The following is a 12,687-nucleotide window of genomic DNA, read 5'->3' as shown; positions in this document are numbered from 1 at the left end:
GAATGCTCTCGGAAGGAAGACACGAGGTGTATTGATCAAGCGGGCGATGTTATCAGGCCTGCCGCCCCCGGCTCCAGCGACCCGCCACGGGTGATCGGCAAGCTGGCGATGAGGAAGTCGAGGAAGGTCTTGACCTTCATGGCCTGGAAGCGTCGTGACGGGTAGATGGCGTAGACCTCGCCCACCGGCAGGCGCGCCTCCGGCAGCAGCTCGACCAGGCGCCCGCTGCGCACCGCCTCCTCGCTGATCATGACCGGCAACCCGCAGATCCCGGCGCCAGCCAGTGCCGCCTCACGCGCGAAGGTGATGTTGTTGCAGGTCATCACCCGCTGGCAGGGCAGGTTCTCGCCCAGCAGTGGCCAATAACGCGGCGCATCGTGCTGCAGGAGGATCGCCCGATGCCCCTCCAGCTCGGCCACGCTGCGCGGCACACCGTGCGCGGCCAGATAGGACGGACTGGCGCAGAGGCGCCGGCCACTCTCGAACAGTTTGCGCGCGATCAGGGTCGAGTCCTGCGGCTGCCCAACCTGGATGGCGATGTCCACGCCCTCCTCCAGCGGGTCGACCAGGCGCGAGGTCAGCTCCACCTCGGCGTTGATCTGCGGGTACTGGCGCATGAACTCCCCCAGCACTCGCCCGAGGAACAACTGACCGAACTCGATCGGCGTGGTGATGCGCAACAGCCCGGAAGGCTCACGCTGCAACTGCATGACGGCCTGCTCGGCCTCGGCGAAGTCGAGCATGATCTGCCGGCAGCGCTCGTAGTAGGCCTGCCCCACCTCGGTCAGGCGCAGCTTGCGCGTGGTGCGATTGAGCAGGCGCACACCGAGGCGCTCCTCGAGCAAGGCGATGCGCCGGCTCACGGTGGACTTCTGCATGCCCAGGCTGGTCGCCGCCTGGGTGAAACTGTGGCACTCCACCACTCGGGTAAAGATCAGTGCGTCATCAAGCCCCATGATTGTTCCTCATAAGCAACAAAGCATGCCAAGTCTAGAGTCTACTAGCGCAAAGGGAACACTGTTAAATTCGCTTACATTTCTCCGCCGCTTCCCGAGCCTCACGCATGCCCGCCAAACTGCAACGCCGTCTTCTCGTCTTCGTGACCCTGCTGGTGCTGATCGCCGGCGCCCTGCTCATCCAGTGGCTGTTGATCGGCCGCTACCAGGAAAGCACCGACAACGCCTACGTGCAGGGTGAAATCACCCGCGTCTCCAGCCAGCTCAATGCGCGCATCGAAAAGGTGCTGGTGCGCGACAACCAGCACGTGGAAGCCGGCCAGTTGCTGGTCGAACTGGAGAACAGCGATTTCCGCCTGGCCCGCCAGCGCGCCCTCGCCGCCCTGGAGACCCACCAGGCCGAACGCGCCCAGGCACAGAGCAAGCTCGACCAGCAAGGCAGCCTGATCGCCGCCAGCCAGGCGGACGTCGCCGCCAGCCAGGCCACCCTGGAACGCGCGCAGATCGACCTTGGCCGCGCACAGACGCTGCGCAAGCCGGGCTACGTCTCCGAAGAACGCGTGACCACGCTGGCCGCCGACAACCGCGTGGCCCGCTCGCAACTGGCCAAGGCCCAGGCGGACCTGCAGGCCCAGCGCCAGCAGGTGGCCAGCCTCGAAGCCGAACTCAAGCGCCTGGATGCCCTGATCCTTTCCGCCCAGGCCGATCTGGAACAGGCCGACCTCAACCTGTCGCGTACACAGATTCATGCGCCGATCAGCGGCATGGTCGGCCAGCGCTCGGCCCGCGAAGGCCAGGTGGTACAGAACGGCGCCTACCTGCTCTCGCTGGTACCCGATCAGGACATCTGGGTGCAGGCCAACTTCAAGGAAACCCAGATTGGCCGCATGCGTCCGGGGCAGAAGGCCGAGCTGCTGTTCGACAGCTATCCCGACACCCCCGTCGAGGGCCACATCGACAGCCTGTTTGCCGCCTCCGGCGCCCAGTTCAGCCTGCTGCCGCCCGACAACGCCACCGGCAACTTCACCAAGGTGGTGCAGCGCATCCCGGTCAAACTGACCTTCTCCGCCGACAACCCGTTGCACGGCCTGATCCGCCCCGGTATGTCGGTGGAGGTCACCATCGACCTGCGCAGCGACGAACACCATGGCGGGTGATGCACTGATCCGCCCCACCGAGGAGCCCAGCCGCCGCGACTGGATCGCGGTGATGAGCGCGATGCTCGGCGCCTTCATGGCGGTGCTGGACATCCAGATCACCAACTCCTCACTGAAGGACATCCAGGGCGCGCTGTCCGCCACCCTGGAGGAAGGCTCGTGGATCTCCACCTCCTACCTGGTGGCCGAGATCATCATGATCCCGCTGACGGCCTGGTTGGTGCAGCTGCTGTCGGCACGGCGCCTGGCCGTCTGGGTCTCGGTCGGATTCCTGATCGCCTCGCTGCTCTGCTCCATGGCCTGGAGCCTGGAGAGCATGATCGTGTTCCGCGCGCTGCAGGGCTTCACCGGTGGCGCACTGATCCCGCTGGCGTTCACCATGACGCTGATCAAGCTGCCCGAGCATCACCGCGCCAAGGGCATGGCGCTGTTCGCCATCACCGCCACCTTCGCGCCCTCCATCGGCCCCACGCTTGGCGGCTGGCTGACCGAGAACTGGGGCTGGGAATACATCTTCTACATCAACGTGCCGCCCGGCCTGATCATGATCGCCGGCCTGCTCTATGGCCTGGAGAAGAAGGCGCCGCACTGGGAACTGCTGAAGACCACGGACTACGCCGGCATCGTCACCCTGGGCATGGGCCTGGGCTGCCTGCAGGTGTTTCTCGAAGAAGGTCATCGCAAGGACTGGCTGGAGTCGCAGCTGATCGTCGGCCTCGGCAGCGTGGCACTGGTCAGCCTGATCCTGTTCGTCATCCTGCAGATCTCACGCCCCAATCCGCTGATCAACCTCGGCGTCCTGCGCGAGCGCAACTTCGGCCTGGCGAGCATCTCCAGCGTGGGGCTTGGCGTGGGGCTGTACGGTTCGATCTACGTGCTGCCGCTGTACCTGGCGCAGATCCAGGGCTACAACGCCATGCAGATCGGCGAAGTGATCATGTGGATGGGTGTGCCGCAGCTGTTCCTGATCCCGCTGGTGCCCAAGCTGATGAAGATCATCTCGCCGAAATGGCTGTGCGCCCTGGGCTTCGCCCTGTTCGGTGCGGCGAGCTTCTTTTCCGGCGTGCTCAACCCGGACTTCGCCGGCCCGCAGTTCAACCATATCCAGATCGTGCGCGCGCTTGGCCAGCCACTGGTGATGGTCACCGTCTCGCTGATCGCCACGGCCTACATCCTGCCGCAGGACGCCGGCTCGGCCTCGAGCCTGTTCAACATCCTGCGCAACCTCGGCGGCGCCATCGGCATCGCCCTGCTCGCCACCCTGCTCGACGCACGCGCCAAGGTCTACTTCGATTACCTGCGCGAATCCATTGTGCCGACCAACCCGCAGGTGGAACAGCGCCTGCAACTGCTGACGCAGACGCTGGGCAGCGAGCAGGCCGCGCTGGCCAGGCTGAGTCAGATCGTCCACGAACAGGCGACGATCATGGCCTACAACGACGCCTTCCACTTCATCGGCATTGCCCTCGCCGTGAGCATGCTGGCGATTCTGCTGACCCGAAAACTGCCGCAGAACATGGCAGGCGCTGGCGCAGCACATTGAGCCCCGCCCGCCGTAGGGTGGATGCCGCTTGTTACATCTACCAGGCACGGTGGATCGACAAAGCGCGATCCACCCTACGCCAACACCTCCCCCGTAGGAGCGGCTTCAGCCGCGAATCCAGCCGTAGGGTGGATGCCGCCTTTTGCATCCACCGGGGACGGTGGATCGATGAAGCGCGATCCACCCTACGCCGACACCTCACCCGTAGGAGCGGCTTCAGCCGCGAACCCAGCCGTAGGGTGGATGCCGCCTTTTGCATCCACCGGGGACGGTGGATCGATGAAGGGTAATCCACCCACGCCGACACCTCACCCGCAGGAGCGGCTTCAGCCGCGAATCCCAGCCGTAGAGTGGACGCCGCTCCATCCGTCCACCACCTACGCACGCAACGGTGGATGAGAAGAGCGTCATCCACCCTACGCGACACGCAGAGGCGTAGCCCGGATGCAATCCGGGGGCGACCGCCCGAGATCAGACCTGCAACAGCCGATCCCGCAGTTTCTGAATCTCGTCACGCAGCTGCGCCGCGGCCTCGAACTCCAGGTCGCGCGCCAGGGCGTACATCTTCTCTTCCAGCTGGCGAATGCGCTTGGTGATCTCGCTCGGCGAGCGCAGCTCGGCCTCGTAACGCGCGCTCTCCTCCGCCGACTTGGCCATGCCCTTGCGCTTGTTGCTGCGCGCCCCCGGCACCACCGCGCCTTCGAGGATGTCCTTGACGTCCTTCTGCACGCCCCTGGGCACGATGCCGTTGGCCTCGTTGAAGGCGATCTGCTTGGCGCGACGTCGCTCGGTCTCGCCGATGGCGCGCTGCATCGAGCCCGTCATGTTGTCGGCATAGAGAATGGCCTTGCCGTTGAGATTACGCGCCGCACGGCCGATGGTCTGGATCAACGAGCGCTCGCTGCGCAGGAAGCCCTCCTTGTCCGCATCGAGAATCGCCACCAGCGACACCTCGGGCATGTCCAGGCCCTCACGCAGCAGGTTGATGCCCACCAGCACGTCGAAGGTGCCCAGGCGCAGGTCACGGATGATCTCCACCCGCTCCACCGTGTCGATGTCCGAGTGCAGGTAACGCACCTTGACGTCGTGATCGCCCAGGTAGTCGGTCAGGTCTTCCGCCATGCGCTTGGTCAGGGTGGTGACCAGCACACGATCGCCCGTCGCCACACGCAGACGAATCTCCGACAGCAGGTCGTCGACCTGGGTACGCGCTGGCCGCACCTCGACCTCGGGGTCGACCAGCCCGGTCGGCCTCACCACCTGCTCCACCACGCGCCCGGCATGCTCGCCTTCATAGGGGCCGGGCGTCGCGGAAACGAAGATGGTCTGCGGGCAGGCCGACTCCCACTCCTCGAAGCGCATCGGCCGGTTGTCCAGCGCCGACGGCAGGCGGAAACCGTACTCCACCAGCGTTTCCTTGCGCGAGCGGTCACCCTTGTACATGGCGCCGACCTGCGGCACCGAGACGTGGGATTCGTCGATCACCAGCAGCGCCTCGTCCGGCAGGTAGTCGTACAGGGTCGGCGGCGGTGCACCCGCCGGGCGCCCCGACAGGTAGCGCGAGTAGTTCTCGATGCCGTTGCAGTAGCCCAGCTCGAGGATCATCTCCAGGTCGAAGCGGGTGCGCTGCTCCAGGCGCTGCGCCTCGACCAGCTTGTTCGCGCCGCGCAGGTACTCCAGGCGCTGCTGCAACTCGACCTTGATGTGCTCCACGGCCTCCAGCAGCGTTTCGCGCGGGGTGACGTAGTGGCTCTTGGGGTAGAAGGTGAAGCGCGGCAGCTTCTGGATCACCTCGCCGGTGAGCGGATCGAAGGCACTGATACTCTCCACCTCGTCGTCGAACAGCTCGACGCGAATGGCCTCGAGATCCGACTCCGCCGGGAAGATGTCGATCACATCGCCACGCACCCGGAAGGTGGCGCGGGCAAAATCCATGTCGTTGCGCGTGTACTGCAGCTCGGCCAGCCGGCGCAACAGGGCGCGCTGGTCCATCTTGTCGCCCCGGTCGAGGTGCAGCACCATCTTCAGGTACTCCTCGGGGCTGCCCAGGCCGTAGATCGAGGACACGGTGCAGACCACGATGACATCCTGGCGCTCGATCAGCGCCTTGGTCGCCGACAGGCGCATCTGCTCGATATGGTCGTTGATCGAGGCGTCCTTCTCGATGAAGGTGTCCGACGACGGCACATAGGCTTCCGGCTGGTAGTAGTCGTAGTAGGAAACGAAGTACTCCACCGCATTGTTCGGGAAGAACGCCTTGAACTCGCCATAGAGCTGTGCCGCCAGCGTCTTGTTCGGCGCCAGGACCAGGGTCGGCCGCTGCACCTGGGCGATCACGTTGGCGACGGAGAAGGTCTTGCCCGAACCGGTCACCCCCAGCAGCGTCTGGTGCGACAGGCCGGCCTCCAGCCCCTCGACCATCTGCCGAATCGCCTCGGGCTGATCACCGGCAGGCTTGAAGCGGGTCACCAATTGAAAATCGGACATGCAGCACCTCGACAAATTAGCTGTGACGCATCCCATCGGACGGCGTCAAAAGCCATGAATTGCGGGGCGAGTTGGCAATAGCGCCAAGTAGAGTCGAATTACCTGGCAAAAGGCCTTAATTCAGGGCTTTGCGCTGTCGCCCCCTGGATTCAGGGTCGTTATACTAACGCCCCGTTTACGCGCTCCCTAGCGCTTTCGTTGGGGACGCCTGGCCACCCACCCCTCACTCGAGCTGCCGCACCCATCATGAGTCTCTTCTCCGCCGTCGAAATGGCTCCGCGCGATCCCATCCTGGGCCTCAACGAAGCATTCAACGCAGACACCCGCACCACCAAGGTCAACCTTGGCGTAGGCGTCTACTACAACGAGGAGGGGCGAATTCCGCTGCTGCGCGCTGTCGCAGAAGCCGAAAAAGCGCGCATCGAGGCCCACGCCCCGCGTGGCTACCTGCCGATCGAAGGCATCGCAGCCTACGACAAGGCGGTACAGGAACTGCTGTTCGGCAAGGGCGCAGCCCTGATCGAGGACGGCCGCGTCATCACCACCCAGGCCCTGGGCGGCACCGGCGCACTGAAGACCGGCGCCGACTTCCTCAAGCGTCTGCTGCCGGAAGCCACCGTCGCCATCAGCGATCCGAGCTGGGAAAACCACCGCGCGCTGTTCGAGTCCGCCGGTTTCCCGGTGCAGAACTACCGCTACTACGATCCGTTCAGCAATGGCGTGAACCGTGGCGGCATGCTCGAAGACCTGCGCAACCTGCCGGCCCGCTCCATCGTCGTACTGCACGCCTGCTGCCACAACCCGACCGGCGTCGACCTGCAGCTGGAAGACTGGAAAGCCGTGCTGGACGTACTGCGCGAGCGCGAGCACGTACCCTTCCTCGATATCGCCTACCAGGGTTTCGGTGACGGCATCGAGCAGGACGCCGAGGCCGTGCGCCTGTTCGCCGAGTCGGGCCTGGAGTTCTTCGTCTCCAGCTCCTTCTCCAAGTCGTTCTCGCTGTATGGCGAGCGCGTCGGCGCCCTGTCGCTGGTCACTAGCAGCCGTGAAGAGTCGACTCGCGTGCTGTCGCAGCTCAAGCGCGTGATCCGCACCAACTACTCCAACCCGCCGACCCACGGCGCCACCGTGGTCGCCAACGTGCTCAACAGCCCTGAACTGCGCGCCATGTGGGAAGCCGAACTCGGCGAAATGCGCGATCGCATCCGCAGCATGCGCCTGGCCATGGTCGAGCAACTGGCGGCGCTGGGCGCCAAGCGTGACTTCGGCTTCGTCGCCGAGCAGCGCGGCATGTTCTCCTACTCCGGCCTGACCGTGGAACAGGTGGAGCGCCTGAAGAACGAGTTCGGCATCTACGCCGTCGGCACCGGTCGCATCTGCGTCGCTGCGCTGAACCATGGCAACCTGGATAGCGTGACCCGCGCGATTCACGCCGTACTCTAAGCCTCGGCAGTACTGCAAAAACGCCGGCTTGCAAGCCGGTGTTTTTGTATGCACCACAACCGCATCCGCAGGAGGGGCTTTAGCCGCGATCGGCTGCCGTCGCGGCTAAAGCCCCTCCCACGGGACCAGCGCCGCACAGACTACATCGCAGTGAAGCCGAAGCCAGAGCAAAGTGTTGACTTCCCCTTTTTAATCAGTAAGATACGCTCCGTTGTTCCGCGATAGCTCAGTCGGTAGAGCAAATGACTGTTAATCATTGGGTCCCTGGTTCGAGTCCAGGTCGCGGAGCCAAATTCAAGAACCCAGCCTAGCGCTGGGTTTTTTATTGCCTGCCGGACTCTCACCAGGGACTACGTCCCAGGTTATTCGCTTCGCTCACCCCTCCGAGGCCGCGCTGAAGCGCGTTCAGCTACGCTGTCGAGTCCAGGTCGCGGAGCCAAATTCAAGAACCCAGCCTAGCGCTGGGTTTTTTATTGCCTGCCGGACTCTCACCAGGGACTACGTCCCAGGTTATTCGCTTCGCTCACCCCTCCGGGGCCGCGCTGAAGCGCGTTCAGCTACGCTGTCGAGTCCAGGTCGCGCTTCCAGAATTCCGGGAATGCCCCGGATGAACAACCTACTGAGAGATCACACCTAGCGCTGGGTTTTTTATTGCCTGCGGACTCTCACCAGGGACTGCGTCCCAGGTTATTCGCTTCGCTCACCCCTTCGGGGCCGCGCTGAAGCGCGTTCAGCTGCGCTGTCGAGTCTAGGTCGCGGAGCCAAGTTCAAAAGCCTCGAGGGCCGCGTGAATCGCCACCTGGTTGGTGCCTTCCCGCTTCCTGCCCCAGAACTGGCCCCGGTCAGCACCCACAAAAACGCAAAAGGCCGGTCAAGGACCGGCCTGGGCAGGGACGCCCGCAAGCGTCATTTCACACTCAGCTTGTCGCGATTCTTCTCCAGCGTCGCCTTGCCAATTCCCTTCACCTCCAGCAACTCATCGACCGTGGCGAAATCACCGTGCTCCTCACGGTACGCGACGATCGCCTGAGCCTTGGTCACACCGATGCCGGCCAACTCACGTTGCAGCGTTGCCACATCAGCGGTATTCAGATTGACCAGACCGGTTTGCGCCACCTGAGCGGCTGCCGCTTTCGCGGGCTCGGCCTTTGGGGTTTCAGCTGCAGTCGCAGCCAGGGGAAGGGAAACGAGGACAGCCAAAAGCAGTGAAGAAAGACGGACTTTCAACATGGGAAACACTCCTTGTAAATGAAAAAGCGAAGCCTTCTTGGCTTCGCCCTCCAAACTACACCTTATCCCCCGGCTGTCAAATCCTCGCCTCAGCGCTCCCGGTTCCGCAGGTGGATCCAGTCGACGATCTCACCCTCAGGCACGTAGCCATGCACCGTTTCGCGCAGCAACATGCGCACACGCGCGTAGTCATCCTCGTCGACGGCTGCCAGCAGCGCCTGAAGACGCACCTTGAGCTCCTCCCAGGGCAGCATGTCCTCCTCGGCACGCATGATCATCGGATGCTCGGTCGGCTTCACATCCTCGCCAATCAGCAGCTCCTCATAAAGCTTCTCGCCAGGGCGCAAGCCCGTGAACTCGATGGCGATGTCGCCATGCGGCGTGCTCTCGTCGCGGACGGAAAGCCCGGAGAGGCGAATCATCTTCTCGGCCAGATCGGCAATCTTCACCGGTGAGCCCATGTCGAGCACGAACACGTCGCCGCCCTGCCCCATCGACCCCGCCTGGATCACCAACTGCGCCGCCTCGGGAATGGTCATGAAATAGCGCGTGATGTTCGGATGCGTCACCGTCACCGGCCCGCCCTGCTTGATCTGCTCCCTGAACAGCGGAATGACCGAACCGGAAGAACCCAGCACGTTACCGAAGCGCACCATGGTAAAGCGCGTCTTGTTGACCTGGTGGACGCCCCGCTCCTGGCCGAAGAGCAACGGCGCCGACTCACGACTCAGCGCCTGCAGCACCATCTCGGCCAGGCGCTTGGTGCTGCCCATGACATTGGTGGGACGCACGGCCTTGTCCGTGGAAATCAGCACGAAGTTGGCGACACCCGCCTTGATCGAGGCCTGCGCAGCATTGGTGGTACCGACCAGATTGTTCAGCACGCCTTCGGCAATATTGTGCTCGACCATCGGCACATGCTTGTAGGCCGCTGCATGATAGACAGTGTTGACCCTCCAGGTCTGCAGAATGTCGAACAGGCGTCCGAAGTTCCGAATAGAGCCCAGGATCGGCACCAGTTTGATAAATAGCGACTCCCGTTCGATCCGCTGCTGCAACTCGCTATGAATGCTGTAGAGATTGAACTCGCTGTGCTCGAAGAGCAACAGGGTGCGCGCACCACTAGCCAGTATCTGCCGGCACAACTCGGAACCGATAGAGCCACCGGCCCCTGTCACCAGGACGATCTGATCCTTGATACAGTGCTCGAACAGGTCCTGCCGGGGCGGCACTGCATCGCGCCCCAGAAGGTCAGCGATATCGACCTCCTGGATATCCTCGACCTTCACGCGCCCACTGGCCAGGTCGGCGAAACCAGGAACACTGCGCACATGCAGGGAATAAGGCGCCAGCGCATCGAGAATCTCTCGTCGGAGCGCACGGGTGATCGAGGGCATTGCCAACAGAATCTCGGTCGCCCCCGTTTCATTGATCATTTGCTGAATATGCTTGAAAGAGTAGACACGCAGCCCCGCGATAGTGCGAGTCGCAATGCCGGAGTCATCATCAATGAATGCAACCGGACGCATCGCTTTACCCAGACGCAAAGCAGCTACCAGTTGGTTACCAGCCGCACCGGCCCCATAGATAGCAACTTTGGAAGTGCCGTACTCGATATCGCGGCGGCGAGCAATCGGTTCAAACCAGTCCCCGATGAAGAATTGGCGCATGACCAAGCGCAAACCGCCCAGCAGCAGCAGACTCAACCACCAATAATTAAAGATCATGGACCTTGGCACGAGCGCCGTCGGTCCGCGATACCAATAAACTGCCAGGGACAATACCAACGTAGCCAAGGTCACCGCCTTGACTATGGTGATAAGCGCATCGTTGCCTACGTAGCGCATCACCGCCCGATACATTCCCAGTCGAATGAATATCGGCAGTGCAATGGCAGGCGCGATCAAAAACAACCAGCCATGCCCATCAAAGGGCTTTGCCGCCTGCCAATCCCCCAAGCGAACTGCAAAGGACAACCAAAGAGCCAACCATATCAGAAATGTGTCTGCCAACAGTTGCAATAGACGCTTCTGACGCCTCGGTAGCGCGACCAGAAACTGACGCAAACCATCCATATAAAATCCCAAGTCATCCATCACTTTGCGCCCGACTGATCTTTAGCAACGCTGTTTTCCGGCATACCCGCGCGCAAACGCCAGGCAAGCAGGCACAAGGGACTGTAGGCGAGCAGAAGCCCAAGGACGCCTTCCAGCCAGCCGGTGACGACCAACATAGCGATTGGCAGCAACCAGAACAGATTGATCGCAATCACCGCCAATGTCACCGGCAGATGCCTACGATAGTGACGTGAGGCGAATTGATAAGCGTGACTACGATGCGCCTCGTATACACGCTCCCCCCTGAACAAGCGACGCAACAATGTATAGGTTGCATCGACGATAAAAACCCCGAGCAGGATCAACCAGCCCCACAGCAACTCCGGCCTCATCCACCCGGCCTGAAGGGATAAAATTCCCAATATGAGCCCAAGAAAGCCGCTGCCAGCATCGCCCATGAAGATCTTCGCCGGAGGAAAATTCCACAACAAGAACCCCAATACGGAAGCGGCAAGCAGCAATGGCAACACGATGTTCCCGGACGGCATTCCAGATGCTGCACAAAGCAAGGCAGCAGAAACACACACACAGATCGCCTCGCAACTGGCAAGTCCGTCGATACCGTCCATGAAATTATAGAGATTGAGCATCCATACGAGGTAGAACGCCGCCACTACATGACCCAACCAGCCGAGCCGCCACTCACTACCGAGAAAGACCAGAGGCGGCAGTCCACCCAACCAGTAGAGTGCCCAAATGGCCGCTGCGAAGTGTCCGAGCAGACGTAAGCGTGCAGCGATGTGCCCATGATCGTCGAGAAACCCCAGCAACGCAGTAAAACCGCCAGCACCTACCAGCGCCCAGAGCACATCGCTAGCAACTGCCAGATCCGACTCACGAGCAATAAAAAGTCCCAACACGTACACCAACACAATCGCCACACCACCGCCTCTCGGCGTAGGGGCACTGTGCGAGCTACGTTCGTTTGGTACATCCATCAAGCTGTAGACCAGAGCATACCGGCGCAGCAATTCCGTCAAAACAAAAGCCAGAACAGCCAGCAAAGCAGCAAGAAACAGGAGCGTCATGATTTCGAACCAACCAAATAATGCATCACAGTCCAGACCAGCGGCATTCGTTGCTAACAACCACGCAAGCCAATCGACTCTACCGCTGAGGGGACTTTATGGACGGCAGAGCAAGTCATCATTGCCCTCCACCCATGAACTGTACGGAACCACAAGCGCGTAATGCCATTCCGGCACAGCGCGCCAGGACTGAACGGGCCTAGGCAGCAACTCCAGACCTCTTTGATAGGCCGCCATCAAGTGGATTGCCAGCCGATTTCTTCCGATCCCAACAAACCGTAGAGAGTTCGGATGTACAGGGTATTCTTGCAAAAAAAATGGCAACGCCTCTTTGGCAGTCCTTGGCAACGCAGGGTCTTCCTGGCAAGCCTGGCCGACCTGTCGCTCTCGCAATGCGTAAGCCTACGCACGTTATAACTGAATTGTCGCCCTGCACTTTGTAAATTTCATTCCGAGTATTCCATCTGGACAACTCTTGATGAACCCTATAGCGGAATATCCCTACGCGCTCTGGCCAGGGGCGATGGCTAACGCTGGCGGATGAGTTCAAAGAATTGGGCGCAATTCTGGAAGACACGCCCCACCAACATGCCTCCCTCTTACAGGCTAAGTTTGGTGTCGCTCCTCGATAGTAGCGCCCCTGATTTCGGTAGCTGAGACAGTCCTGAGAGACGGAGAAGTCAAGCTTCGCAGGCAGCGCTATACGGCGCTAGCTCACTGAAGGAT

General features: G+C 61.9%; 8 protein-coding genes and 1 tRNA gene. 4 read left to right on the top strand and 5 right to left on the bottom strand.

The window, feature by feature from the left end:
• Positions 1–35: 35 nt before the first annotated feature.
• Positions 36–956 (bottom strand): LysR family transcriptional regulator, encoded by a 921-nt coding sequence (locus JLK41_RS10105; protein WP_037054083.1) that lies wholly within the window; start codon positions 954–956, stop codon positions 36–38.
• 107 nt (positions 957–1,063) lie between these two features.
• Between JLK41_RS10105 and JLK41_RS10100 the strand changes: the two genes are divergently transcribed.
• Positions 1,064–2,113, top strand: a complete 1,050-nt coding sequence (locus JLK41_RS10100) for an HlyD family secretion protein (RefSeq protein ID WP_037054086.1) — start codon at positions 1,064–1,066, stop codon at positions 2,111–2,113.
• Positions 2,103–3,656 carry an MDR family MFS transporter gene (locus JLK41_RS10095; protein ID WP_037054089.1) on the top strand — a complete coding sequence of 518 codons (1,554 nt, stop codon included), beginning with the start codon at positions 2,103–2,105 and terminating at the stop codon, positions 3,654–3,656. The genes JLK41_RS10100 and JLK41_RS10095 overlap by 11 nt, the downstream gene beginning before the upstream one ends.
• A gap of 471 nt (positions 3,657–4,127) precedes the next feature.
• Here JLK41_RS10095 and uvrB read toward each other — a convergent pair whose 3' ends face one another.
• Positions 4,128–6,143 (bottom strand): excinuclease ABC subunit UvrB, encoded by a 2,016-nt coding sequence (uvrB, locus tag JLK41_RS10090; protein ID WP_210390938.1) that lies wholly within the window; start codon positions 6,141–6,143, stop codon positions 4,128–4,130.
• Between the two features lie 246 nt (positions 6,144–6,389).
• Here uvrB and JLK41_RS10085 point away from each other — a divergent pair, with 246 nt between their 5' ends.
• Positions 6,390–7,586: an amino acid aminotransferase gene (locus JLK41_RS10085; protein WP_047584219.1), complete on the top strand. Its 1,197-nt coding sequence runs from the start codon at positions 6,390–6,392 to the stop codon at positions 7,584–7,586.
• A gap of 215 nt (positions 7,587–7,801) precedes the next feature.
• A tRNA-Asn gene (locus tag JLK41_RS10080) sits at positions 7,802–7,877 on the top strand.
• A gap of 615 nt (positions 7,878–8,492) precedes the next feature.
• Here JLK41_RS10080 and JLK41_RS10075 read toward each other — a convergent pair.
• From JLK41_RS10075 to JLK41_RS10065, 3 genes are all read right to left on the bottom strand, one after another.
• Positions 8,493–8,816 (bottom strand): ComEA family DNA-binding protein, encoded by a 324-nt coding sequence (locus JLK41_RS10075; protein ID WP_210390937.1) that lies wholly within the window; start codon positions 8,814–8,816, stop codon positions 8,493–8,495.
• 89 nt (positions 8,817–8,905) lie between these two features.
• Positions 8,906–10,891 carry a polysaccharide biosynthesis protein gene (locus JLK41_RS10070; protein WP_210391211.1) on the bottom strand — a complete coding sequence of 662 codons (1,986 nt, stop codon included), beginning with the start codon at positions 10,889–10,891 and terminating at the stop codon, positions 8,906–8,908.
• A 20-nt stretch (positions 10,892–10,911) separates the two neighbouring features.
• Positions 10,912–11,961: an MraY family glycosyltransferase gene (locus JLK41_RS10065; protein WP_210390936.1), complete on the bottom strand. Its 1,050-nt coding sequence runs from the start codon at positions 11,959–11,961 to the stop codon at positions 10,912–10,914.
• Positions 11,962–12,687 lie beyond the last annotated feature (726 nt).

The sequence above is a fragment of the Ectopseudomonas khazarica genome (assembly GCF_017915135.1).
Taxonomy (GTDB): Bacteria; Pseudomonadota; Gammaproteobacteria; order Pseudomonadales; family Pseudomonadaceae; genus Aquipseudomonas; species Aquipseudomonas khazarica.
The sequence above is the reverse complement of the archived record's forward strand: the minus strand, read 5'-3'. Positions and strand labels throughout refer to the sequence as shown.